The sequence below is a fragment of the Rhodococcus sp. G-MC3 genome, assembly GCF_030063335.1.
Lineage (GTDB): Bacteria > Actinomycetota > Actinomycetes > Mycobacteriales > Mycobacteriaceae > Rhodococcoides.
Genome location: NZ_JASISW010000009.1, coordinates 180,124 through 206,275, shown reverse-complemented (window position 1 = coordinate 206,275; position 26,152 = coordinate 180,124). Strand labels below are relative to the sequence as shown.

Genomic DNA, 26,152 nt, shown 5'->3' with positions numbered 1-26,152 from the left:
CCGACCACTCTTACGGATTCTTTACGCACGCGTCGACAGTCACGACGGGCATTTGACGGCAGACACGACGGGCATGTGACGACAGGCTCGAGGGGCGGTCTTGCTACGTTCTGTTTCTATTCGACTTCACCGATGACGGCACCAGACCGAACGAATTTCGCGTGCTGCAATCCTCCGAACCACCGGCACACATTCTTGGCCGGCGAGGAACCGGACGTCACGTTCCAAAAGGTTGTGGCTGTGTCCTTGTGGGGCTCGTGAACGGCCGGTTCAGGTCAGTTCGCTGAAGCGTTCGGTATCGCCCACGCGGCCCGAGACGATGATGGTGTCACCGGCGCTGATCACGGTTTCAGCGGTGGCGTAGGTGAATCCCTCACCCGGGCGTTTGATCGCTACCACGGTGACGTTGTACTTGGTGCGTATTGCACTCTCTCCCAGCCGGTCTCCGATCAAAAACGTCGGCGGTGAGGTTTTGACCATGGCAAATCCGTCGTCGAATTCGATGTAGTCCATCATGCGCCCTCGGACCAGATGGGCCACTCGTTTGCCCATGTCGTGTTCGGGTCGCACGACGTGTTGGACGCCGATCTGGTTCAAGATCTTGGCGTGAGCGTTGCTGATCGCTTTAGCCCAGATGTTGCTCACCGAAAGATTGATCAAGGCGGAGGCGGTAAGCAAACTGGCTTCGAGGTTGGATCCGATTCCGACCACAGCCCGGTCGTACTCGTGCACCGAGAGTTGCCGCAACGATTCTTCGTCCGTGGTGTCCGCGACGGCCGCATGAGTGAGACGCTCCGAAACACGCTGCACGACGGACTCGTCGGTATCGATTCCCAGGACCTCGGTGCCTCGAGACATCAACTCGAGCGCCAACGACTTTCCGAATCGGCCCAAGCCGAGGACGACGACGACGTCGGAGGACGGTTTCTTAGCCAATGAACGGCCTTTCCGTGGGAAGTGTGTAACGCCGGCCCCGATCTCGTGCAGCGAGAGCACTGACCATCGTAATAGAGCCGATGCGGCCCAAGTACATCAGAAGAATCAGAATTAGCTGGCCCCACACCGGCAAGTGCGCGGTGATCCCGGTCGATAGACCTACCGTCGCAAATGCGGACACGACCTCGAACAGGAGCACATCGAGATCGAAGTCCGTCCCTGCCAGCAAGACGACCACCGGAACCATGACCAGCGCCACCCCGACGAGGGCAACCGTCAATGCCTGCCTCTGCACCCGCGCATCGATCCGGCGATCGAACACTGTCACCGCCCGATCGCCTCGAACCTCGGCCAGGATGACGAACAGCAGTACTGCGAACGTGGTGACCTTGATACCGCCTGCGGTTCCGCCGCTGCCACCGCCGATGAACATCAAGACATTCGTTACCAGCAGCGTCGCGTCATCGGCCTGCGCATAGTCGATACTGTTGAATCCCGCTGTACGCGGCATCACTCCCTGGAACAATGCAACGAGGAACTTCTCGGTGATGCCGTACCCGGTCAGTGTGCGGGACCATTCGAGCAGCAACACCAGCACGGGTCCGAGTACCAGCAAAACGGCGCTCACCGACAGCGTCAGGCGAGTGTGCAACGACCAGCGGCGCCGAGAACGACGACGCACGTGACGGGCGACTTCGAAGAGCACCGGGAATCCCAGCCCTCCCAAAACAACGGCAACCATCAGGGGAACGCAGATCCAAGGATCAGTGGCGAAACCGATCATGTTGTCGCTGAACAACGCGAATCCTGCATTGTTGAACGCCGACACCGAGTGAAAGACGCCCAACCAGATGGCACGAGCGGGAGGTTCACCGTATCCGAGAGCAAAGCGCAATGCGAGGCATCCCGCGACGATCGTCTCGATGGCCAAGCTGGTACGGACTACGCCGATCACGACGCTTCGCACGTCTCCGAGTCCAGATGTTCGTACCTCGACGGCAGCATTGAGGCGGCCCCGGAGGCCAATTCGATCAGCGAGAATCAGCCCGACCAACGATGCCATTGTCATGATGCCGAAGCCGCCGATCTGAATCAGAGCAACAACGATGCCCTGCCCCAGTCCCGAGAAATGGGTAGGGGTATCCACAACGATCAGACCGGTCAAACACATCGCCGACGTCGCAGTGAACAGTGCAGCAAGAAGGTCGGTGTCGCTGCCCGACTGGGTAGCGGCCGGAGTCATCAGCAGACCGGCCCCCACTGCAATCGCGGCCGCGAAGCCCAACGCCACGAGGCGCACCGGAGTGAGCTTCGACATCACAGCCCGCCCTGGCGCACGCTCGGAACCGCCGTAGGAGTTCATCACCCGAGGTAGCGTACCGAGTCACCGGAACGGCGGCGCGTGCGCTCGAGCGTGTGATGCGGATGGCCTCGGCCGCGCCAGCCGGATGAGGCTCGAAGGACTGTCCCGAGTCCGGGCGTGCCCGGTGTCTTCGAATTCACTTTCCCCAATCTGCCCTGAGCTACTCGGGTCCATCGCCAGCGCCAGGTCGCCCCTTTCCATCCGTACGGGGAGGGGGTATGGTCCGACATGTCAGCCAATACCCCCTAGGGGTATATCGGCAAGAGGGAAGGAATGTTCATGATCACCACAAACTACCGAGTCACCGGTATGAATTGCGGACACTGCGAGGCATCGATTCGAGAAGAAGTCAGTGCCGTAGCCGGCGTGGAAGCGGTCGATGTATCGGCGTCGGCGGGAACGCTGTCGGTGACAAGCGCCGCTGATCTCGACCTTTCTCTGGTCATCGCCGCCGTACGCGTCGCCGGATACACAGCCGAACCGCTACCCGCAGAATCACGCACGGCACAGCCGTGAGAACTCGGCGGATGAAGGGACTTGCACGATGAACAACCAGATACCTCCCGGCGCCGATTCGGCGCCCGCGGATCGGCTGATTTCGCTGCCGCACAGCGGGCATGAAGCTCACACCGCAATGAGCGAGTCTGTTCCTGCGGAGCCAAGTCACGACATGTTCAGCCACAGTGCAGCCCACTCCCAACCCGGGGTGCTCACCGCCCACGGCGAACATGCCGGACAACGAGGTCCCGGAGGGCATTCCGGGCACGGGGATCACGTGGGCATGTTCCGTCGCCTGTTCTGGTTCATGCTCCTCTTGTCCGTCCCGGTAGTCCTTGCTTCCGGCATGTTCGCAATGCTCGTCGGCTACGCCCTGCCCGACGCGTCGTGGATCACCTGGATCTCCCCGGTACTGGGCACCGTGATGTTTGCCTGGGGCGGTTCCCCGTTTCTCGCCGGCGCAGTGAGCGAGATGCGCTCGCGCGCACCAGGAATGATGCTTCTGATCGCTTTGGCGATCACAGTCGCGTTCGCCGCATCGATGGGAGCGAGCCTCGGTGTGCTGGATAGTCAGCTCGACTTCTGGTGGGAACTGGCTCTGTTGATCGTGATCATGCTGCTCGGGCACTGGATCGAAATGCGATCCCTCGCGCAGACCACCTCAGCGCTGGACTCGCTGGCCGCACTGATACCGGACACCGCCGAACGCGTCGAAGGCGACGATGTGGTGTCGGTATCCCCGGACCAGCTGCACCTCGGCGATAACGTCGTCGTTCGTCCTGGCGGCCGAGTGCCAGCAGACGGCATCGTTGTCTCCGGAACAGCAAGCATGGACGAGTCGATGATCACCGGTGAATCACGGACAGTACGCCGTAGCGTCGGCGAGCAGGTCGTCGCCGGGACAGTGGCCACCGACTCCGGTATCCGGGTCCAAGTCACCGCGGTAGGGGAGGCCACCGCCCTCGCGGGTATCGGCCGTTTGGTCGCCGACGCCCAGAACTCGACGTCACGGGCTCAACGCATCGCTGACACTGCAGCGGGATGGTTGTTCTGGTTCGCCCTCGGAGCCGCGATCATCACCGCCGCAGTGTGGACACTGTTCGGAATGCCCGACGACGCCGTCGTCCGAACGATCACAGTATTGGTTATTGCCTGCCCGCACGCACTCGGCCTTGCAATTCCGCTCGTGGTCTCGATCGCCACCGAACGAGCCGCCCGAGGCGGTGTCCTGGTGAAGGACCGGCTGGCACTCGAGACGATGCGGACGGTGGACACTGTGCTGTTCGACAAAACCGGCACTCTTACCAGAGGCGAGCCCACGGTCACTGCAATCGAGGTGACCGCCGGCCGCACCGCCGACGAGGTCCTGGCGCTTGCCGCCGCCGCCGAGGCCGATTCCGAGCATCCTCTCGCGCGCGCCATCGTCGGCGCCGCACGACAGAAGAACCTGACCGTCCGGGCCGCCACCGATTTTCGGTCGTCCCCGGCCGTCGGAGTATCTGCCGACGTCGACGGAGTCCGCATCCAGGTGGGCGGACCCTCGCTGCTCGAGCAAGAGCGCGGATCCGAACTCGGTGTCGCCGAACAGTGGCGCGCAGACGGGGCAATCATCCTGCATGTCCTCGCCGGGGACACAGTGATCGGCGCACTCGCACTCGCGGACGAGATCAGGCCGGAATCACGCGTCGCGATCGACGCCCTTCACGACCGCGGAATTACAGTGGTCATGATCACCGGCGACGCCGACGCCGTCGCGAAGTCCGTTGCCACCGAACTCGGTGTGGACCGCTACTTCGCCGGAGTCAAACCGGAAGACAAGTCACACAACGTCGCAGCCCTGCAACAGGAAGGCCGCTCCGTCGCGATGGTCGGCGACGGGGTCAACGACGCGCCCGCTCTCGCCCAAGCCGACGTCGGAATAGCGATCGGCGCGGGCACCGACGTCGCGATCGCATCGGCAGGAGTGATCCTCGCCAGCGACGACCCCCGGTCGGTGCTGTCAGTGATCGAACTCTCCCGAGCCTCCTACCGAAAGATGAAGCAAAACCTCTGGTGGGCAGCGGGATACAACCTCATCTCCGTTCCGCTCGCGGCAGGAGTGCTGGCACCGATCGGATTCGTACTTCCCATGTCGATCGGAGCGATCTTGATGTCGCTGTCGACGATCATCGTCGCCGCCAACGCGCAATCGCTGCGGCGACTCGACCTCAGACCCGACGCCATAACCGGCACACAGAGCGACGGTGGCCGTGATGCGGAGCAACGCGAACCGTCCGCACGCAGCTGAGCCCAGGATCTCCGCAGCGTCCTGACGACCACTGCACCCACAGCCGAAGGCCGCGCCCCTGGATGCAGCGGGCGTGGCCTTCGGTCGACGGTAGGTCAGGTCAGCCGAGCAGTCGCTGCATGGTAGCGATCTCCTGCTGCTGTGTGTCGACGATCGTCCGGGCCATCTGTTGGGCTTCAGGATTGGAACCGGCGGAGATCTCGGTGTTCGCCATCTCGATCGCGCCGGTGTGATGGGCGATCATCATTGTCAACCACTGGCGATCGAAGTCCGGACCTGACGCAGCCATCAGCGCGTCCATGTCCTGTCGTGTCATCATTCCGCTGCCCGAGCTGTGATCCATACCGCCCATCTCACCCATCTCACCCATCTCGGCCGAGGGTGCGGGCTGGCCCCATGCAGCGAGCCACGCAGTCATCTGATCCATCTCCGGCTGCTGTGCGGTTTCGATCGCCGACGCCAACGCCAAAACCTCCGGGTTGTTGGTGCGGCCGTCCGCCATAGCGGCCATCTCGACTGCTTGCGCATGGTGTGGGTACATCATTCGCGCGAACATCACGTCGGCGTCGTTGAACTCAGCAGTAGCACTCGCCGCTGCCGGCGAAGACGCGGCGGACGAGGACGAGTCCATCGAGTGCCCGTCCATGGACGAATCGGTCGAGTCGTCGCTACAGCCAGCGACAAGGAAGGCGCTGACGGTGGCAGCGGCGAGTGAAGCAGCTAGTTTGGTACGCATGTGAAACTCCTTGCAAGAGTGTTTATTCAGAGATCGGACGTGTTTCGAATCGTCGGTGCGCATGCGCTCACCTGGCTCCCCGTCACACTCGCAAGGTCACCGATCTGTCCAACTCCCACAGAGTCCACGGCGGCGCGCGCCCCAACGTCGAATCGGTGCGACCGCCCATCCGATTCACGGGTGTCGGTGACGGATCGACGTCGACGTTCATCGCCGGGAGGGTCAACACAGGCCATGACACGGTAGTACCCACGCAGGGATGCATCATTTGATGCGCTGAAGGACAGTCGTGTTTCCCGAACGCCATCGAAACCGAATTGTCGATGGCAGTCGTCGACGCCATCGAGGCATGGCCACCGCTCATCGGCATGGACATCGGCGTGGCCGGCGTCACCGAATGCATCAGAAGCACTCCGAACGCCACCAATATGATCAGCAATCCAGTCGCCGAGGCTGTGCCCCGTCGACCGCGCCCCATCGCTGATTGCATGTCATCGACGGTAGCAGGCATACCCCCTGGAGGTAAGTACCGTGCCGGTATATCGGAAACGCTGCCAAGCCTGCTTGTGAACGCCGATGGTCGAAGATGCCGCCGACGGCTGCTCTACAACGAGGCCGGCAAAATCACAGACCCACCTCGGAGCTGACACCGCGGAGGCACCGGCCGGTTCTACTCCGTTTACGTCCAGTTATTCCCCAATCGATACTATTTTCCTACGAACTAATTGGGGAGATCACCATGGAGTTCCGGCACCTGACGGCATTCATCACCATCGCTGAGGAATTGCATTTCGGGCGGGCTGCTGCCCGACTGCATTTGACGCAACCGTCTCTGAGCGCCCAGCTGCAGAAATTGGAGAAGTCTCTCGGCGTGATGTTGGTGGCGCGCAGTTCGCACGAGGTCAAGCTGACGGCGGCGGGTAGAGAATTCGAAACCCAAGCAAGGTTGATTGTTCAACAGATGGACAAAGCCGCGCGCATCGCCAAATCGACGGCGGCTGGGCGATCGGGAACGCTCAACGTGGGCTACAACTTTCCGGCCAGCAGGCACGTCCTGCCGTACGCACTGGCGACGATGAGTAAGGACCATCCGGACGTTGTGGTCTCGTTGTGGGAGAAACGGACCGGTCCACAGCTCACGGCATTGGGGGACGGGGTTCTCGACGTCGCACTGGTCTATGGTCACCCACATACGGCTGAGTTCCACCACCGTAGAGTCCTACACCGGGTTCCCCTTGTCGCGGTGGTGGGCCGGGGACACGAGTGGGCGGGTCGCCCTGGCGTTCCGTTCGCCGAACTGGCCAACCAGTCGTGTGTGTTGTTCGAACGTGAGCAGTGCCCGGCGATGTACGACTCGATCCTGTCCGCTGCCGCAGACAACAAGATCGCACTGACGATCGCTCAGATTGCTGATGATCCGGGCGCGACGGCGCACGTCGTGTCGGTCAAACCGCTCGTCGGATTCGCATCGCTTCCTCGTGCCACCTCGGCGGGAATGGGGGCAATCGGGGCGAACTCCGTCGCTGTCAAACTGTTCGATCCGGTACCAGCCATCGATCTGTATGTTGTCTGGCGCGCCGGTGATGTGAATTCAGCCGTCGATTCCTTTTTGGATTGCATCGAGCCGCCGGAGAGCGCTGAATCACATGCAGAAGTCAAGCTAGTCGTTTGACGTGGTGGATAGAAATATGTGTTAGCGCGCAAGGTTTTTCGCCATTGCCACCTGGTGAAGACGGGTCTTGAATCGACATACATGAACCCACAGTCGTTTTCCGGGCCCGGCGTCGAATTGAGCGAAGAGTCAGGCCTCGCTTCTATCGTTTTCGACGCTGCAGACCGGACACCCGGTCGTCCGTCCTTAGGCGGAAGCGAGCAATCAGAATTGCTGACGTGTCTGGAGGTGGCGGAGCGAGTTCGAAGTCTCGCCTCGGCCCTGGTGGAGGCCGGAGTGGATGTGGGCGAGCGCGTCGCCGTGCTTGGCCGCACTGGCCTGGACTGGGTCGTACTCGATCTGGCCGTGCTGGCCATCGGCGGTGTTCTGGTGCCCGTGTATCCGACATCCTCCCCAGCGCAGATTCGCCACATGGTGGACGATTCCGGATCCACCCGTTTTGCCGCCGAAAGCGAATTCGACGCCGGACGGTTGGTTGACGCGGGCGCGACGATGGTGTGGTCGTTCGAGACAGTGTCACGATGGTCGCGTTCGCGCAGCCGCACCGACCCAAATGAACGTATCGCTGCAGTCCGTCGTGATGACCTCGCGATGATCGTCTACACCAGTGGTACCACCGGTCCGGCGAAAGGCTGCATGCTCAGCCACCGCAACATGTTTGCAGCTGCGGCAAACACCGTCGTCCGGACCGGAGACATGTTCGGTGGCAAGGGGGAGGACCAAGCGGTGACGGCACTGGGGCTGCCGCTAGCTCACGTGTTCGGACAGACCATTCTGTACGCAACGCTCTACGGCGGCTCCGCGACGCATCTGTTGCCGGGCATTCCCGAAACGGTCGCGGCGCTGTCGCACATCAAGCCCACGTTCCTTGCTCTTGTTCCGTACGCTCTCGAGAAGATCCGCAAGGCCGCTCGTCTGCACCTCGCCAGCGGCGCTGAGGAAGCGGCGGTGTCCGATGGATTGGCACTGCTCAGGTCTGGAAAACAGGCATCGACCGCTGTTCCGTCGCAGCCCGTGCTCGACATGCTGGGCGGGCGACTGCGCTCGGTGATCTCCGGGGGCGCATCGTTGGACGACTCGACCGCTGGGTTCTACGCGGGGTTCGGCGTCGACATTCTCAATTGCTACGGCATGACCGAGTCCGCCACGGCAGTCACTGTGAACGAGCCGCAGACCAATCGCATCGGAACGGTCGGACGTCCGATACCGGGGACGACCGTAGCGATTGCTCCAGACGGCGAGGTTCTGGTCCGCGGCTCGAACGTCACGCGAGGTTACTGGGGTGCCGCAGCGAACCGTTCACCGGTCGACGCCGACGGGTGGTTGTATACCGGCGACATCGGCGAGCTCGACGAAGGCTACCTTCGAATCACGGGCCGCAAGAAAGAGATTCTGGTGACCTCGGGTGGAAAGAACGTGGCCCCCACCCCGCTGGAAGATCGAATTCGGTTGCATCCGTTGGTAAGCAATGCAATTGTGCTCGGAGACGGGCGTGCTTTCGTAGCCGCGTTGATCACCCTCGGTCCGGCTGCGGTCGGCCTCGGCGACGACCTGGTACACGCCGAGTTGCAAGTGGCCGTCGATGACGCGAACTCGCTGGTGTCCCGCGCCGAGTCGATTCGTGAATTTCGAGTTCTAACAGATGATTTTACAGTCGATTCCGGATTGTTGACGCCGTCACTCAAGTTGAAACGCGCTTCGATCGAAGCGCGTTTCAACACCGAGATCGCAGACATCTACAACATGGCCTCGCCGCGAACACTTCGATAACACGCCTGCCGATCTCAGGTCGGCTATAGGGCAGACCGATCGCCCGATGCCGAACCATTCTTCGCGCACGCATCGAGCCGCGAGGGCGGAAACACTGAGATTCGACAGCACTCGACTGAAAACAACACCGAGACCGATCGAACAGGAGTGGTCCAAATATGTACGATGTCATCGTTGTAGGTGCCAGAGTGGCGGGATCTTCCGTGGCAATGTTGCTCGCACGGAAAGGATATCGAGTACTCGCCGTTGATCGGACGATGTTTCCGAGCGACACGGTCTCGACCCACTACATTCACCAGGCAGGGCTCTCGCGGCTGAAGGACTGGGGACTGTTGGACAAGGTGATCGAGTCCGGTTGCCCGCCGATTCGGCACCTGAATTTCTCCTACACCGACATCTCCCTGGACGGGTTCGCAGACCCGATCGACGGACTCGACGCCGTCTACTGCCCGAGGCGTACCGTTCTGGACTCGATTCTGGTCGACGCCGCCCGTGAAGCAGGTGTCGAGGTCATCGAGAATTTCACCGTCGATGAACTAGTGGTCAGCGACGGCCTGGTGCAGGGAATTCGCGGACACGAGGGTGACGGTCCCGAACAGGAGTTCCGCAGCACGATCGTGATCGGCGCGGATGGTGCCAACTCGACCGTCGCGAACAAGGTCGGCGCGGACATCTATCGGACGTCACCCGGGGGCTGCTTCGTCTATTACTCCTACTATTCCGGGATCGACTGGGGGATGCAGCACCGTACCGGGTTCGGCGAGCAACAGTTCGCGTCGTGGCCCACCAACGACGGTCTGAGTCTGGTCGCCGTCATGCGCAAGCGCGACCGGTTCCGCGACTTCCGCGGCGACCCCGATTCCGGCCTCCAGGAGATCGTCGGCGCGATCGATCCGAAGTATGGTGAAGAGTTGCGCGACAGCGCCGTTCGTGAAGAACCGTTCCGTCCGATGCTCTACCCGGACAACTTCTACCGTCGCTCGTTCGGTCCCGGCTGGGCATTGGTCGGCGACGCCGGTTACCACAAGGATCCGTTCACCGGATGGGGAATTACCGACGCGTTCAAGTACGCTGAACTGCTGTCCGAGCGCGTGCACGAAGGTCTGAGCGATTCTCGGCCGATGGGCGATGCTCTCGAGGACTACCAGCACACTCGTGACGAACAGAGCGCGGGCACCTATGAATTGACCACCAGCATCTCCGATCTGACGTTGACGCCGTTTTACGACTCGGTCTTCCGTGCCGCAAGCAAGAGCCCGGAGTACACGAAGAAATTCTTCGGCCTCATCGCCGGGGGTATCCCCGGTGAGGTGTTCTTCTCTCCCGCCAATCTCGCCGAACTGTACGCGGAAGTGAACCTCCCGCACGGCGACCGACATCTCACGTCGGCGTGAGCACCGCGACTCTGACCGTCGTCGGCGACAGCTTCGTCGAAGGCAGGGGCGACCCGGTCGAGGGCGGTGGCTACCGCGGCTGGGTACCTCGGTTCGCGGGTCAGATAGGGCTGCGCGGCAGTAAGGTTCGCAACTTCGGCACACACGGTGCCACGACGACAAACGTTCTTCTCACGCAGCTTCCCGGTGCCCTTTCGACCCGTTCCTCGCTTTACGGTGTCGTCGTGGGAGTAAACGATCTCGTGAGCGACTACGAACGTCCCCGATTCGAGGACAACCTGCATGCGATCTTCGACAAGTTGCGGACCAGCGGAGCAACGGTGTTCACCGCGACGTACCCGGATATCCCCGCGCGACTGGCGATCCCAGACCAGTTCAAGGAACTGCTGCGCCTTCGCTTCACCGAAGCCAATGTGGCGCTCGCTGAGGTCACCCGCAGCACGGGAACGCTACTCCTCGACATTGCTGCGTCTCCCCAATGGTCGGAGGGGGAGATGTGGACGGCGGATGGGCTTCACCCGAGCTCGATCGGACACCGCGAGTTCGCCGCCTCCGCCGCGGAACTGGTCTACCAGACGACGGCCACCACCCTCGCAGCCTGACATCTCTTTGCCTCACGTCATTTCGCACAAACCCTGAGAGGACCATCGTGACCGCCGAATCCACTACCGGATCCGACATTTTCGAAGACCGTAGACTCGCTCGCAATCCGATCGCGATCGTCGGTATGTCCGGATTGTTCCCAAAAGCCACGAGCCACCGGGAGTACTGGCAGAACATCGTCGACGGTGTCGATTGCACCGAGGAGGTCCCGGCGTCTCGGTGGAGCCTCGACGATTATTTCGACGCCGACAGGACTGCCCCAGACAAGACCTATTCCCGCCGTGGAGCGTTTCTCCCCGACGTCGATTTCGATCCCCTCGAGTTCGGAATGCCACCGAACCAACTCGAAGTGACGTCCACGATGCAGACGTTGAGTTTGGGCGTTGCTCGTGACCTCCTGATCGATGCCGGCGCGACGGGAAGGACGGAGTCTGGTCGAGATGTCACGTATTCGTCCTGGTACGATCCCGTCCGCACCGGCGTCGTCCTCGGGACGACCGGACCGGTTCCACTGATGCACCCGCTCGCCGCGCGGTTGTCCACGCCGATCTTGAAGGAAGCGGCGCGCAGCTGTGGTCTCTCGACCGAGGACGTCAACGCAATCGCCGACAAGTTCACCGCAGCGTTCGCGCCGTGGGAGGAGAACTCGTTCCCCGGTCTGCTGGCCAACGTGGTCGCGGGCCGCGTCGCCAACAGGTTCGGACTCGGTGGTATCAACTGCACGGTGGATGCCGCGTGTGCCGCCTCGCTCGCAGCACTGCGGACCGCTGTCGCAGAACTGCTGGACGGCCGCGCCGACACGATGATCACCGGCGGCGTCGACACGGAGAACTCGATATTCATCTACCTTTGCTTCAGCAAGGTCGGCGCACTGTCGCCGACCGGCCAGATCAGCCCCTTCTCCGCAAGCGCTGACGGCACGCTCCTCGGCGAGGGCATCAGTATGGTTGCGCTCCGACGCCTCTCGGACGCTCAGCGCGACGGCAACCGGATCTATGCAGTCATCCGTGGCCTCGGCTCATCGAGCGATGGCAGATCCAAGAGCATCTATGCACCGCGTGCGGAGGGTCAGCGGATCGCGCTCGACCGGGCTTACACTGATGCCGAGTGCTCACCGGCCTCGGTCGAATTGTTCGAAGCTCACGCGACCGGTACCGCGGTCGGTGACCGAACGGAGATCGAAGCGCTCAATGGTCTGCTGCGCGACGCCGGCGACGAGACTTCGTACGCCGCTGTCGGCAGCGTGAAGTCGCAGATCGGTCACACCAAAGGCGCTGCCGGGACCGCGAGCCTCATGAAGCTTGCACTCGGGCTCTATCACAAGGTTCTGCCCGGCACCATCAATGTCGAGAAGCCCAACCCCGGAATCGGTACGGACGCAGCGTTGTACGTAAATACCGCGACGCGCCCGTGGATTCGTGATCCGCAGCGACCAGTGCGGCGCGCAGCAGTGTCGGCAATGGGATTCGGCGGCACCAATTTTCATGTCGTACTCGAAGAGAGCGACGCTCCCCGCGCGGACGTACGACCGCTGCACTGCACGCCCCGCGTACACGTGTGGCATGCCACCGATGTCGACGCGCTGATCGAGGCCGTCCGCTCCGGTGAATCGATGGGCGGCGGCGAGATTCCGGCCGATCACGCCCGCCTCGGGTTCGTCGCACTCGACGACGAAGACGAGGCGCAGCTGCGCGAGCTGAGCGTCGAACAACTGACCCGCAACCGCGATTCCGAGCAGTGGAGTCATCCGGAAGGCCTGTTCTTCCGCGCGGCTGCGATGCCCGAGATCAAGGTTGGTGCACTGTTCGCCGGACAGGGCAGCCAGTACGTCGATATGGGGACCGACGCGCTTCTCAACACACCGCCGGTCGCCGAAGCGTTCGACCTCGCGAACGCAGCATTCATGGACGCTACCGAACGGCTGGGCCGAATCGTGTTCCCACCGCCGGTCTTCGACGATGCGGCACGCGATCGGCACGACACAATGCTGCGCCGAACGGAATTTGCCCAGCCCGCCATCGGCGCGCTATCGGTTGGGCAGTACCAGTTCTTCCGGGAGCTCGGTTTCGAAGCAGATGCACTGGCCGGACACAGCTTCGGCGAGCTGACTGCGCTGTGGGCGTCGGGCGCAGTCGAGACCGGGGACTACTTCACCCTCGCGCGTGCCCGCGGGGCAGCAATGGCGCCGACGTCCGATGGTGACAACGGCACCATGCTGGCCGTTGCCGCCTCCCGAGAGGATGTCGACGCGATCGTCGCGGACATCGACGATGCCTGGATCTGCAATCACAACGCGCCGGATCAGGTGGTGGTCGGCGGCGGGCGCGGTGCGATCGACACGGTGGTCTCACGTGCCGCCGAGCGCGGCGTCGCCACCCGCGAACTCCCGGTGTCGGCCGCGTTTCACACCCCGTACGTCGCGCACGCTGTCGACGCATTCGCGCCCACCGTCGAAGCGGTCGGCATCGGCACCCCGTCCATCCCGATCTACGCGAATTCACCGGACCGTCAGTACGGATCGGACAGGGCCGAGAACGCCGCTACGCTCGTCGGGCAATTGTTGAAACCAGTCGAGTTCGTTGCGTCACTCGAGGCTATGCGCGCCGACGGGTGCACCGTGTTCGTCGAATTCGGCCCGAAGAAGGTTCTGACGTCGCTGGTCCATCGCACCCTGGGCGACGACGTGGTCGCCATCGCCACGGACATCGGACCGCTCGGGAACAGCGACCTCTCGCTCAAGCGTGCAGCCGCCCAGCTGATCGTGCTGGGTGTCACGCTCGACAACGTCAACCGCTACGCCTCGACACCGGCCCCGGCGAGTACCGGAAGTGGAATGACGGTCTCGTTGTCCGCGCCGGAATATGTGCCGCCGACCCGCCGGAAGGCCTACGCCGATGCACTTGCAGACGGATACAGGGTGTCCGCGCTCGCTCCGACCGACACGTCCTCGGTCCCCGCCGCCTCCACGGCAGCAGAAGTCACCGTTCCGGCCGCTCCTGTCCAGCCCCCGCCCGCCCCGCAGGCAACTCGACCATCGGAGACGACCGTGCCCCACAATGATTCACCTCCCGCTACCTACGAGTCATCGCCCTCGACCGCGCACCTCGATACGCACGACCGGTACCTCGACGGCCAACTCGAGCTGGCTCGTCACCTCGCTGAGGCGCTGAGCGCCGACCGAATCGACGACGGCCTGATCCGAGCGATCGAAGCAGTCAAGGACCACGGTGTGGCGATCAGCCACAGCCACACCCGTGCGACCGAGGTCTTGGGGCGTATCGCCGAACTGGAGATTGCGGGCAGTGTTTCCGGCTCCGAATCGATCCGGCCTGTCACGACGACCCGATCGACAAGGGTTGCGGCCCAGCAGGTTGCACCCGAGCCCGCACCAGCTGCCATCGCGCCCACCGCGCCTGCCGTCACGGCACCGACTGCCCCGGAGCCGGTCGCGCAGATTCCGACGGTCGTGTCGGTGTCCGAAGAGGCCGCGGGCGTCAGCGCCGACCAACTGCGCAGAGCGTTGCTCGAAGTCGTGGCCGACAAGACTGGTTACCCGGTCGAGATGGTGGATCCGTCGATGGATCTCGAGGCCGATCTCGGTGTCGATTCGATCAAGCGTGTGCAGGTGTTGGGCGCTGTGCAGGAGCGGTTCCCGTCGCTGCCCAGTCTCGGGCCCGAGCAACTCGGAACACTGCGCACCCTCGATCAGATCGTCGACCTGCTGGCCCAGTCGACCACGGAACCCTCCGCGCTCGAATCTGTTGCGCCCCCCGGTCCACTGAAACCGTCGATTTCGGAAGTATCCGCCGATGCGCTGCGTACGGCGTTGCTCGAAGTCGTGGCCGACAAGACTGGTTACCCGGTCGAGATGGTGGATCCGTCGATGGATCTCGAGGCCGATCTCGGCATCGATTCGATCAAGCGTGTGCAGGTGTTGGGCGCTGTGCAGGAGCGGTTCCCGTCGCTGCCGAGCCTCGGACCCGAGCAGCTTGGAACGCTGCGCACCCTGGATCAGATCGTCGAGCTTCTGGCCGCGGGGAGTGATGTCCACCCAAAAGCTGAAGCCGCGGCGACCTCGCCGCGGCACACCGTAGATCTTGCTGCCCTCCCGCCAGTGGATCGAATCGATGGATTGTTCGGAACCGACTCGAGTGCAATTGTTCTCGACCTCACGGACGACGGCGCGGATGCAGCCTGCATCACGAGCGAGCTCAGCAACCGTGGCTGGTCCGTCGAACAGGTGTCGGCGACCGGCACCGTGAACGACATCGAGAGGGCAGTGGCCGCAGTATTCGACACCGACGTGTCGCTCGCTCTCGTCGTTGCGGGCGCGTCGAGTGGGTGGTCAGTTGCGAGTGAGCGGCTCACCGCGACACTGCTCGCGGCCAAGTACGCCAGCGTCTCCCTGGAACGCGCCGAAGGGCTCCGAAGGGCCTTCGTGACGTTGACCCGACTCGACGGCGCGCTCGGATTCGCCGGGACGGTCGACCCGGTGTGCGCGTTGATCGGTGGCGTGGGCGGCGTCGTGAAAACACTTGCTGCCGAGCAGCCCGGCCTGTTCTGCCGTGCCCTCGACGTCCATCCGGCGGTCGGGGCCGATTCTCTGGTCGAGACACTGCTGATCGAGATTTCGGATGCAGCGACGGACACGCTCGAAGTCGGGATAGGCGCCAACGGTGACCGGTGGACGATCGTGCCCAGCCTGCACGGCGCGTCGTCGTCGAACACGGTGGTCGACCCCAGCGTGACGATGGGCGCCACCGAATTGACGGAGTCCGACGTGGTTCTCGTGACCGGGGGCGCGCGTGGTGTCACAGCGCTGTGTGCTCGCGAACTCGGCCGGCACACGGCCGCACGGTTCGTTCTCCTCGGCCGGACCGACCCGGACCCCGAACCTGCTTGGGCGCAGGGTGTGGGCGACTCGGGTTTGCAGTCGGCAGCGCTGACGGCAATGGCAGGCTCCGGGGCCACCCCCCGCGATGTCGGCCGGGCCTGCGCAGCGATCCGTGCTGGCCGCGAAATAGCGGTGACCCTCGATGACCTCGGTGATCGCGCGCAGTACGTCGCGGTCGACGTCACCGACACCGATGCGGTGCGAGCAGGGTTGAGCGCGCTGGCGTCCGAGATCACCGTCGTGGTGCACGGCGCGGGTGTGCTCGCCGATTCGGCGATCGGCGCCAAGACGGTCGCCGACATCACCGGGGTTCTCGAACCCAAGATCACCGGACTCGGTGCCGTGTTGGACGCGCTCGATTCGAACCACGGGCCCCTGCGCAGGATCGTTCTCTTCACGTCCGTCTCCGGGCTGTACGGAAATTCGGGTCAGGCGGACTATGCGGCCGCGAACGAGGCTCTCACCCGGTTCGCCGCAGCCCATGTGTCCTCTCGCCCGAACCTTCATGTGACGGCGATCGATTGGGGCGCGTGGGACGGCGGTATGGTCACGGCCCAGTTGCGCGAGCACTTTCTCGGACGTGGTGTGACCTTGCTCGAGCCCGGTGTCGGTGCGCGCGCGTTCGCCGAACAGTTCACACACGACCGCCGCGACGACGTCGTGATTCTGGTGGGAGAGGCCGCGTCGCTGACCGACGGAACGCCGGCGCTGGGAGAACCGTTCGTTGCCATCAGGCGCCTGACGACGCTGGACACGAATCCGCTGGTTCAAGCGCACCGAATCGGTTCTCATCCGGTCCTTCCTGCGACATTCGGTCTCGGCGCGATGATCAACGTCGTCGAGCGTGCCTACCCCGGTCGGTGCGTCGTCGCGGTGCGAGATTTCCACGTACACAAAGGGATCGTGTTCGATCATCCGATCGAATCGATGGACATTCGTGTTGCACCCGACAACGACCGCACCGTTCGGGTGTTCGTCACCGGTGGCGATACGGCCAAGACGGTGTCGCACTACGTAGCGACGATGGATCTCGGTCGACATCCTGCGCAGGCTCCTCGGCTGAGCGCACCTCGCCTCGGTGGCGGAGTGCCTGCCGACGAGTTGTACCGCGATGCGCGGCAGTTCCACGCGCCCTTGCTGCACGGGATGCGGCGCGTTCTCGCCGACTCGGACAACGAACTGGTACTCCAATGCGAGCTCGGGGGTGAGCCATTCGAACTCGGGGCGTATGCCGGAGTCCTACACAACCCAGTGCTCGCTGACGTCGTTCTGCAGGGGCCGCCGGTGCTCGGTCATCGACTGTTGAATTCGGCGTGCCTACCCCTGGGCGTCGGCCGAATCGACTACTACGCGCCGCTCCCCATGGGCGAGCCCTGGGCGGTGGTGGTCGACAACCCACGCGTGGGCGCCGTCGACGTGACCATCGACGCCACCGCCATCGGGGCCGACGGCACCGTGCTTCAGAAATTCTCCGACGTGACAGTGGTAACTACACCCGATCTGTCCGACATGTTCCGCGAATCAGTGAGGCAGTGGTCCCAATCATGAACGACGGCTCTACACGAGACCACGGCGAGGGTGCGCTCGCCTTCGATGGCCTAGCGTTCGATGGCCTAGCGTTCGATGGCCTAGCGTTCGATGGCCTAGCGTTCGACCCAGTCGACACCCCATCGATCCCCGCGCCATCCGCACCGGTGGCCGTCGTACCAAAAGCGGCCGGCCCGGTTGCGTTCGCACAGGCGCCGCACCGCGCACTATCGGCTGCCGAGCAGGACAACCCGTTGCGCGACATCAGGATTGCGGTCACGGAGGCGCACCGCGCACACCTCGATGCTCACACACGTATCCAGCATGCGATTCTCCGGGCCGCCCGTACTACGCCCGCACCACTGCGATCGCTCACCGCGGCACCCGTCACGGTGGCGGCCGAGGGAGCCTTCAAGCCGCTTGCCCGTGCCGATCGGCGGACACTCGACCGTGCCGCGCTGGAGTCGTTGTCGCACGGCGACATCGCCGCAGTGTTCGGAACGGACTACGACCAGGCCGAAGCCAACCCAGAGATCCGCATCGCCCGGGCGTCTCCGCTGCGGCTTACCGCAATCACCGACATCGATCTCCGTGGCGGTGCGTTGAGCCGCGGTCGCCTGCGCGCCCGATTCGACGGTGATGCCACGACGGCGGCCGTGCAAGCAGTCGAGACATTTGCCGTCTACGCCGGGCTGCATCTGTGTCTGGTCGACGCAACACTGACCGCTGCGCCGCCGTCACGGCTCGAGACCGGTTCGACCGAGCTCGAAATTGTCGTCACGCAGATCGATCTCGTCCCCCGACCGCACCTCACCGCCGAAGTGATCGCGGGGGACGGCCGGAGCATCAGTGTCACGGTGACTGTTACGGAGAAGTCCGGTTCCGCGATCGGACCCGGAACCGGCGGCACCCTCGATCACTGGACCGGCCGGATCGGCCACGGTGGAGAACGAGTTCTACTCAACGAGTTCCATATGGCGCATCTCGCACGCGGAGACCAGGGGATCGCACTCGGCCCCGAATTCGCGCACTTCACCGGGCACCGGTCGACGCGGCTGCCGACCGGCGGTCTGCTTCTGGTCGACCGTATCAGCCGATTCGACGGCACCCGTGGGGTTCTCGACCGCTCGGCGTCATACGACAGCGAATACGACTCTCCCGCCGATTCGTGGTACTACGCGGACAGCGCCAATTACTCGGCTCCGCACTTCGTGTACATGGAGACGTCTCTGCAAGCGGCGCTGCTGATGGGTCTGTACGTCGGCCCCACGCTCACCGCCCCCGATCAGACCCTCAGCCTGCGTAACCTCGGCGGCACGGCGACCGTGCTTCGTCAGGTTGACCTGCGCGACAAAACCGTTGCGCAGTCGTCCAGGTTGCTGTCGACGACCATGCTGCCCGGTTCGTCTCTCCAGACGTTCGAGTACACCCTCTCGGTCGACGGGGAGGAGTTCTACCGAGGCGAGACGATGTTCGGCTACTTCAGCGACGAGGCGCTGGGCAACCAGACCGGCCTCGACGCTGGGCGCACGAAGCCGACCTGGCGAGAGGCGAATCTGCCGAGCACTGTTCGCACGATCGACATCGCTGGGCGCCGGAGCACATCGGGAGCGCGCTTGTGTTCGCGAGGTACGTTGGCACTGCTCGATCAGATCGACGTCGTCGACGGTGGCGGTGATCACGGCAACGGATACCTGCATGCGGTGCGTCGGATAGATCCGGACGACTGGTTCTTCGCTCGACATTTCCACCTCGACCCGGTCATCCCCGGATCGCTCGGTGTGGAGACGGCGATCCAGGCCGTGCAGGAGTGGATGCTCGACGCCGGGTTCGGTTCGGGCATGGCCGATCCGCAGTTCTCGATCCCGGCCGACATCGACTTCACATGGAAATACCGCGGCCAGTTCCTGCCCACCGATCGGCAATGCGAACTCGAGGTACACATCAAGGCAGTAGAACGCAGAAACGATTCGGTGATCGTGACCGTCGAAGCTTCCCTGTGGAAGCCAGGACTGCGCATCTACGAACTCAACGACCTTGCTGTCGAGCTCGGTGACATTCCGACCAGTGACGGAGCACTCCGATGACCGCCGTGCTGGCACGCGCCGTGAGCGACGTGCGTTCGGTCCTGCTCGACCTCGACTCGCCGTGCTGGATCGTCGCCGACGCGGACGGAGTCGGAGCAACCTCGGACCCGACGGTGTCCGCGAACGCGCGGGTGCTCAGCGCCGTCCGCCCTCTCGGCGCACGGTCGTTGGGAGACAGTGCGTTCCGGCGGTTCCACGGCGTGCGTTACTCGTACGCCGCTGGAGCGATGGCCAACGGGATCGCGTCACCGGACATGGTGATCGCGCTCGCACGAGCGGGGTACCTCGCGTCCTACGGCGCCGCGGGAGTGGTTCCCACCCGCATCGAGGCGGCGCTGACCACTATTCGGCAGGCGCTCGGCAACACTCCTTTCGCGTGCAATCTCATCCACAGTCCCACCGAACCCGCGCTCGAGAAGGCCATCGTCGACGCGTGTCTCAGGCATGCGGTGACAACCATCGAAGCGTCGGCCTTCATGGGTCTGACCCTGCAACTGGTGCGTTACCGAGCGAGCGGGCTGACGCTCGGGCGCGATGGACGCGTCGAGCCGCGGCATCGGGTGATCGCGAAGGTGTCCAGAGCCGAAGTAGCCGAGCATTTTCTTCGGCCCGCGCCCGCGCCGATGCTGCGGGCCTTGCTCGACGCCGGTGAGATCACCGCCGACCAGGCGCAGTGGGCCGAACGCATCCCGATGGCCGACGACATCACCGCCGAGGCAGATTCGGGCGGTCACACGGACCGGCGTCCTCTGACGGTTCTGCTGCCGGACCTGATCATGCTGCGGGACAGGCTTGCCCGCGAAGAACTGGGACCGTCGGAGGTTCGGATCGGCGCAGCGGGTGGAATCGGCACGCCACAGGCTGTGGCGGCGGCGTTCGCGATGGGCGCCGCGTACGTGGTGACCGGCTCGATCAATCAGGCGTCGGTGGAAGCCGACCAGTCGGACACGACGAAGGCGCTTCTGGCGTCGTCCGGGGTCGCGGACTGCACGATGGCTCCGTCGTCGGACATGTTCGAACTGGGTGTGCAGGTGCAGGTTCTGCGGCGCGGAACGATGTTCGCGGCGCGCGCGCACCGGCTGTACGAGACCTACCGCGAGTACGACGGCATCGAGGCCATTCCAGCCGCACGCCGGGCCGACCTGGAGAAGTCGATCTTCGCGAGATCACTCGACGACGTATGGGCGGGATGTGTCGACTACTTCACCGAACGTGACCCGGGCCAGCTCTCCGGCGCCGAACGGGACCCGAAGCGCAAGATGGCCCTGATCTTCCGGTGGTACCTCGGATTGTCGTCGGGCTGGAGTATCCGCGGCGAATCCGATCGCACGGCCGACTATCAAATTTGGTGCGGACCGGCGATGGGCGCGTTCAACAGCTGGGTTGCCGGCACACACCTTGCTGCGCCGACGAACCGCCGGGTCGCGGATATCGCCCACCACATGATGGTCGGCGGTGCCTACGCAACCCGTATCGCGGCGCTGCGCAGCGCAGGGGTTCGCTTGCCCGCCCGCGCCGCTCACTATGTGCCGGAGCCGCAACGATGACGGAGGCGGACAGGACGGCGAGCCTGCTCACGACCGTCGCGCGCTACAGCGAGAGGTACGTCCGGGACGGCCGTTCCGACAGTACTCGGGTCGAGGCGGACCGAGATCGTTTGCGCGCGGACTTCGTTCGACCCCTCCCGAGGCGCGGCGAAGACCCACACGATGTGGTTTCCGAGCTCGTCGCCCGCGGCGAACCGGGGCTGCTGCACTCCGGAGCGCCTACCTTTCTCGGCTTCGTCATGGGCGGTGCGTACCCCGTTGCGGTCGCAACCGAGTGGCTGACGTCGGTGTGGGATCAGTGCGGGGCGCTGTACGCGACGAGCCCCGTTGCCTCGGTCGTCGAGGAGACGGTCACGCGATGGTTGATCGATCTGTTCGGGCTGCCGTCGGGCGTGTCGGTGGGAGTGACCACCGGCTGTGCGACGGCGAACCTGACCGGGCTGGCCGCGGCCCGTCACGCGGTGCTCGCCGCCGCAGGCTGGAACGTCGATGACGACGGCCTGATCGGCGCACCCGCGCCCCGCATTCTGGTCAGCAAGGGATGTCACGTCACGGTGTCACGTGCGATCCGCCTGCTCGGCATGGCCGGACAGGTTTACCCGGTCGACGTGGACGACCAGGGCCGAATGTCGCTGCCCGCGTTCATGGATCGTCTCGATACAACGTCGGGCCCGCTCATCGTGTGCGCTCAGGTCGGCAACGTCGACTCCGGTTCCGTCGACCCACTGGTCGACATCTGCCGGCTGACGCACGAGCGCGGGGGGTGGGTACACGTCGACGCGGCCTTCGGTATGTGGGCCGCCGCAGGACCCACCGTGAGCCGTCACGTATCGGGACTCGCCGCCGCTGACTCGTGGGCGACGGATGCGCACAAATGGCTGAACGTTCCCTACGACTGCGGTATCGCACTGTGTGCGCATCCCGACGCCCATCGCGCGGCGCTACGGACCAGCGCCGAATACTTGACCGTCGCCACCGACGGGGACCGAGATCCCGTCGACTATTCACCGGACATGTCACGCCGCGCGCGCAGTCTCGTACTGTGGGCTACCCTCCGCCACCTGGGCCGGGACGGTGTAGCCGAACTCATCGACCGTTGCTGTCGGCTCGCACGAGATCTGGCGTCGAACCTGGACGGCGAGGCTGGGATCACCGTCGTCAACGATGTCGTGCTCAACCAGGTGCTGGTTCGATTCGATGCTCCGGACGGTGACACAGCGGGCCACCTCAGCCGCGTCGTCGACATCGTGCAGCGGTGCGGAACAGGCTGGGCCAGCCCAACAACGTGGTTCGGGCAGCCCACACTGCGACTGTCGGTGTGCAATTGGCAGACCGATCGCGCCGACATCGACCGGTGCATCGCTGCGCTGATCGGTGCGCATCGAGAGGCTACTTCACTGCATCACTCCGCTTCCGTCCCTCTGGAGGAATTCGTATGACCACCACCCGCGTTACACCCGAACCGAACGTGACCAGTGCACCAGACCTCGACGCGGTCGTTGCAACGCTGACGGCGTCGTTCGGGCAGGACCCGATCATCGAGTGGGCAATTCCCGTCGACACACCCGAACGGAGTCGGTACCTGGACGCATTCTTCTCGATCGTCACCACGGACATACTGGACCGCGGCGGAATGGCCGCTACCTCAACCGATTACGATGCTGTCATCGTGTGGTCGAGACCCACCGATGCGGTGCCGACCGAGGACGAGAGCGCAGGTCTGCTGGACCGGCTCGAGTCCGCCACCGGGCCGACGGGTAGCCGCGTCCGCGTATTGATGGAACTGCTCGACGAACATCACCCGACGGATCTTCCGCCACACTGCCACGTGATGTTCGCCGGCGTGCGCGAACGTTCGCGGGGGACCGGTGTGCGGGCTGCTCTGACCGGCACGTTGCGCGAACTGCGGATCGCCGACGGTGTGGGTGTCTATGCAGAGGCGTCGAGCGAGCGCAGCCTCAGACTGTGGGAGCGACTTGGATTGTCCCGGGTCGGATCGGAGATCGTACTTCCCGACGGTGGGCCGAAGCTGTTTCCGCTCTTTGCTGCACCGTAGAAGCTCGCCAAGCTTGATACGCGTTCCCAACCAGGGTCACCCCGGACCGACTCGGGGTGCCCCTGGTCGGATGCTTACTTGAGGCCGGAGCGGACGAATGCGTTGACGATGTGCCGTTGCAGCACGATGTAGAGAATGAACACAGGTAGGCACGCCATTCCGGCCACCGCCATCATCGGGCCCCAATCGTTGCCCTCGGTTCCCATGAAGCTGAGCAATCCGAGCTGAAGGACTGCGTTGTTACGCTGCAGAACCACTGCAGGCCAGAAGTATTCGTTCCATGAGTTGATGAACAGGAGGATGGACAACGCCGCTAGAGCCGGGCGCAGATTGGGTACCACGACCGTCCACAGGATCGACCAGGACGATCGGCCATCCATTCGCGCGGCCGCCACCAGTTCCTTCGGGAAACTGGTCATGTGTTGACGCAGCATCAACACCCCGAGAGCCGAACACAGCGTCGGCACCACGACACCGGCAAGAGTGTTGATCAGGCCCATTTGATACAAGAGGACGTAATTGGGCAGCATAGTGACCTGGAACGGCACCAACCACGTCCCGACGAACGCTAGGTAGAGGAGTTTCTGAAAACGGAACGTGTACATGGCAAACGCGTACGACGCGAGCAATGCGATCAACAGTTGTGCGGCGGCGGACACGAACGCGACACCGAACGTGTTCATCAGAAGCCCGAAGATGTCGACTTTCGATGCGGCGTCCGTGTAGTTCTCGATCGACAGCGGCCACGGAAACGGTGAGAGGGACCCGACATCGCCGGGCCGACGCAACGATGTCGCGAACAGCCAATAGATCGGGAACGCACACACCACCGCTATGACGATCAGGACTGTGTGCCCGCGTATCCGCCGCAGAAGATCGCCGCCACCCTCGACGGTGTCGGGGGCATCGGAATCCCGCATTTCAATTGTCATGAAACGTAATCCGTTCGGAGAGCCAGACGAGGACACCTGCGACCGCACCGAAACCCACGAACAGTACTATGCCCGCGGCGGCGCTGAGTCCGGCGTCGAAGCTGTGGAAACCATAGTCCCACAACAGGTAATAGATGTTGGTAGTCGATTGCGATGGCCCGCCCTGAGTCAGTGTGTCGATCAGCGGGAAGGTCCATTGCGCACTGAGCAGGACGGTCATGAGCATGAGAAACACCAGGGTGGGGGAGAGCAACGGAAGTGTGATCCATCGATCGATTTGCCACCGCGACGCCCCGTCCATCTGCGCGGCCTCGGAGTAGTCGCTGTTTACGCCCGCCATGCCTGCGGACACCACCAGCACCGCGAACCCGAGAAAGTGCCACCCCGTGATGATGATGATCACCCACTGAGCGGTGCCGGTGTCCTGGATCCAGTTGCGGTCCGAACCGAGAATCCGGTTGACGACCCCGGCGCTCGGATCGAGCAGCCACTGCCACACTGCCGCACCCGCTACCGGTGCGATCAGGAACGGAGCGAAGATGATGCTCTGATAAACCACGCGCGCGCGACCGTGCACGCCCCGCGTCGCAAACGCGATCACCACGGGCAGAACGATCGAAAAGGGAAGAAGGGCGAGGATCAGAACGACCGTGCGCCAAATGGAGTCACCGACGGCCGGCAACTCGAGCAGACGACGGTAGTTGTCCGCGCCGACCGCCTGCATCGGTGTCGTCGGCAATAGATTCCACGAATACGTCGACAACTGAGCAGCCTGGACGAGAGGACGATAAGTCCAGACGACGAGCAGGGCGATGGCCGGCGTCAGGTAGAGATAGGGCTGGGCGACGCGCAGGACGCGCGCGAACGATGAATTCCGGACGGGCCGAGAGTGTTCGGAGGTCGCCGCTTCGGCCGGCACGGGGGGGTCGAGAACGCTGACGAACACCTCTCACCCCGCCCGGAGTGAGAGCGCCGCGAGCTTGTCGAGAACGTCCTGCATCGACTCGTCGTATACCGTGGCCGTCGGCGTGGCTTCCACCGCCGTGGCGACGAAGGAGGACCCGAACACGTCGATGCGGGTGAAGCCGAACCCGACGACACCACGATGTCGGCCTACGGGCGGTATCGGGTCGACACGGTACGACATCGCGGGACCCACCCACACCGGAATCCCAGCGATCGACCCCGATCCTGTGTGATGAGCGTGACCACACAGGATCATGCCTACGTCGGAGCCGACAAGAACGGCCTCGAGATGCTCCGAGTGCTGTAGCCGAAGAGAATTCACCGACGTGACCGGTGATGGGATCGGTGGGTGATGCAGCACCAGGATCGTGCCGCCGGGGGCCGGCTCGTCGAGAACGCCGGTAAGCCAGGACAACTGGCTCGGCTCGAGCCGGCCGTCGTGTCTCCCCGCCGTAGTGCTGTCCAATACGACGATCCGGACGCCACCGAGGTCGAAGACGGCGTCGATGGGCTGGTCGGTGTCGACCGGGGCCGCATCTGCGCGTGGTGACGCGAACAACTCGTGAACGAACGCTTCTCGATTGTCGTGATTGCCCATCGCGTAGATCACCACGGCGCCCAATGCGTCAGCGGCGGGAACGACCGCATTACGCAATCGGCGGTATGCCTCCGGGTCACCGTTGTCGGTGAGATCTCCCGAGAGAACCAGGGCGTCGATGCGCTGCCCGGAGTTCACCAGTCGGTCGAGGACCGTGTGCAGGTTGTCGAGCGTGTCGACCACACCGTGCACTTTCTCACCCTCTCGGCGAATATGGGTGTCCGTCAACTGAACGACGGTGAAATCAGGTCCAGTCATCTTGTGTCCTTTCTCGAGCGGTATCGGC

Annotated in this window: 18 protein-coding genes; 11 read left to right on the top strand and 7 right to left on the bottom strand. The window is 63.8% G+C overall.

The window, feature by feature from the left end; genetic code table 11:
• Positions 1–270: 270 nt before the first annotated feature.
• Positions 271–936, bottom strand: a complete 666-nt coding sequence (locus tag QMK17_RS12820) for a potassium channel family protein (protein WP_283509573.1) — start codon at positions 934–936, stop codon at positions 271–273.
• Positions 929–2,299, bottom strand: a complete 1,371-nt coding sequence (locus tag QMK17_RS12815; RefSeq protein ID WP_283509642.1) for a TrkH family potassium uptake protein — start codon at positions 2,297–2,299, stop codon at positions 929–931. The genes QMK17_RS12820 and QMK17_RS12815 overlap by 8 nt, the downstream gene beginning before the upstream one ends.
• 279 nt (positions 2,300–2,578) lie before the next feature.
• Here QMK17_RS12815 and QMK17_RS12810 point away from each other — a divergent pair, with 279 nt between their 5' ends.
• Both QMK17_RS12810 and QMK17_RS12805 read left to right on the top strand, forming a co-directional pair.
• Positions 2,579–2,815 carry a heavy-metal-associated domain-containing protein gene (locus QMK17_RS12810; protein ID WP_283509571.1) on the top strand — a complete coding sequence of 79 codons (237 nt, stop codon included), beginning with the start codon at positions 2,579–2,581 and terminating at the stop codon, positions 2,813–2,815.
• 118 nt (positions 2,816–2,933) lie between these two features.
• Entirely contained in the window at positions 2,934–5,084 is a 2,151-nt protein-coding gene (locus tag QMK17_RS12805) for a heavy metal translocating P-type ATPase (protein WP_442972753.1), read from the top strand.
• 100 nt (positions 5,085–5,184) lie between these two features.
• Here the strand turns inward: QMK17_RS12805 and QMK17_RS12800 are convergent, their stop codons facing one another.
• Both QMK17_RS12800 and QMK17_RS12795 read right to left on the bottom strand, forming a co-directional pair.
• A complete protein-coding gene (locus QMK17_RS12800; RefSeq protein ID WP_283509569.1) occupies positions 5,185–5,820 on the bottom strand; it encodes a DUF305 domain-containing protein in 636 nt (211 codons plus the stop codon).
• Between the two features lie 82 nt (positions 5,821–5,902).
• On the bottom strand, positions 5,903–6,310 hold the full coding sequence (locus tag QMK17_RS12795) for a DUF6153 family protein (RefSeq protein WP_283509567.1): 408 nt from the start codon (positions 6,308–6,310) through the stop codon (positions 5,903–5,905).
• A 249-nt stretch (positions 6,311–6,559) separates the two neighbouring features.
• Here QMK17_RS12795 and QMK17_RS12790 point away from each other — a divergent pair, with 249 nt between their 5' ends.
• The 9 genes from QMK17_RS12790 to QMK17_RS12750 all read left to right on the top strand — a co-directional run bounded on the left by QMK17_RS12790 (position 6,560) and on the right by QMK17_RS12750 (position 23,370).
• On the top strand, positions 6,560–7,492 hold the full coding sequence (locus tag QMK17_RS12790) for a LysR family transcriptional regulator (RefSeq protein ID WP_283509565.1): 933 nt from the start codon (positions 6,560–6,562) through the stop codon (positions 7,490–7,492).
• Positions 7,493–7,573: 81 nt separating this feature from the next.
• Positions 7,574–9,262, top strand: a complete 1,689-nt coding sequence (locus tag QMK17_RS12785) for an AMP-dependent synthetase/ligase (protein ID WP_283509563.1) — start codon at positions 7,574–7,576, stop codon at positions 9,260–9,262.
• A 158-nt stretch (positions 9,263–9,420) separates the two neighbouring features.
• Complete coding sequence (locus QMK17_RS12780) at positions 9,421–10,656, top strand: NAD(P)/FAD-dependent oxidoreductase (protein ID WP_283509561.1); 1,236 nt, start codon at positions 9,421–9,423, stop codon at positions 10,654–10,656.
• Positions 10,653–11,258, top strand: a complete 606-nt coding sequence (locus tag QMK17_RS12775) for an SGNH/GDSL hydrolase family protein (RefSeq protein ID WP_283509560.1) — start codon at positions 10,653–10,655, stop codon at positions 11,256–11,258. The genes QMK17_RS12780 and QMK17_RS12775 overlap by 4 nt, the downstream gene beginning before the upstream one ends.
• 47 nt (positions 11,259–11,305) lie before the next feature.
• Positions 11,306–17,701 carry a type I polyketide synthase gene (locus QMK17_RS12770; protein WP_283509559.1) on the top strand — a complete coding sequence of 2,132 codons (6,396 nt, stop codon included), beginning with the start codon at positions 11,306–11,308 and terminating at the stop codon, positions 17,699–17,701.
• Entirely contained in the window at positions 17,698–19,767 is a 2,070-nt protein-coding gene (locus QMK17_RS12765) for a beta-ketoacyl synthase (protein WP_283509558.1), read from the top strand. The genes QMK17_RS12770 and QMK17_RS12765 overlap by 4 nt, the downstream gene beginning before the upstream one ends.
• Entirely contained in the window at positions 19,764–21,314 is a 1,551-nt protein-coding gene (locus QMK17_RS12760) for a PfaD family polyunsaturated fatty acid/polyketide biosynthesis protein (RefSeq protein WP_283509556.1), read from the top strand. Before QMK17_RS12765 ends, QMK17_RS12760 begins: the two co-directional genes overlap by 4 nt.
• The gene (locus QMK17_RS12755) at positions 21,311–22,753 is read left to right on the top strand and encodes a pyridoxal phosphate-dependent decarboxylase family protein (RefSeq protein ID WP_283509554.1); all 1,443 of its coding nucleotides are present in this window, start codon (positions 21,311–21,313) and stop codon (positions 22,751–22,753) included. The genes QMK17_RS12760 and QMK17_RS12755 overlap by 4 nt, the downstream gene beginning before the upstream one ends.
• Positions 22,750–23,370, top strand: a complete 621-nt coding sequence (locus QMK17_RS12750) for a hypothetical protein (RefSeq protein ID WP_283509553.1) — start codon at positions 22,750–22,752, stop codon at positions 23,368–23,370. The genes QMK17_RS12755 and QMK17_RS12750 overlap by 4 nt, the downstream gene beginning before the upstream one ends.
• Positions 23,371–23,444: 74 nt before the next feature.
• Here QMK17_RS12750 and QMK17_RS12745 read toward each other — a convergent pair whose 3' ends face one another.
• The 3 genes from QMK17_RS12745 to QMK17_RS12735 are packed head-to-tail and all read right to left on the bottom strand — an operon-like array spanning position 23,445 to position 26,124.
• A complete protein-coding gene (locus QMK17_RS12745; protein WP_283509551.1) occupies positions 23,445–24,302 on the bottom strand; it encodes a carbohydrate ABC transporter permease in 858 nt (285 codons plus the stop codon).
• Complete coding sequence (locus tag QMK17_RS12740; protein ID WP_283509639.1) at positions 24,292–25,221, bottom strand: carbohydrate ABC transporter permease; 930 nt, start codon at positions 25,219–25,221, stop codon at positions 24,292–24,294. The genes QMK17_RS12745 and QMK17_RS12740 overlap by 11 nt, the downstream gene beginning before the upstream one ends.
• A gap of 30 nt (positions 25,222–25,251) precedes the next feature.
• On the bottom strand, positions 25,252–26,124 hold the full coding sequence (locus QMK17_RS12735; protein ID WP_283509549.1) for a metallophosphoesterase: 873 nt from the start codon (positions 26,122–26,124) through the stop codon (positions 25,252–25,254).
• Positions 26,125–26,152 lie beyond the last annotated feature (28 nt).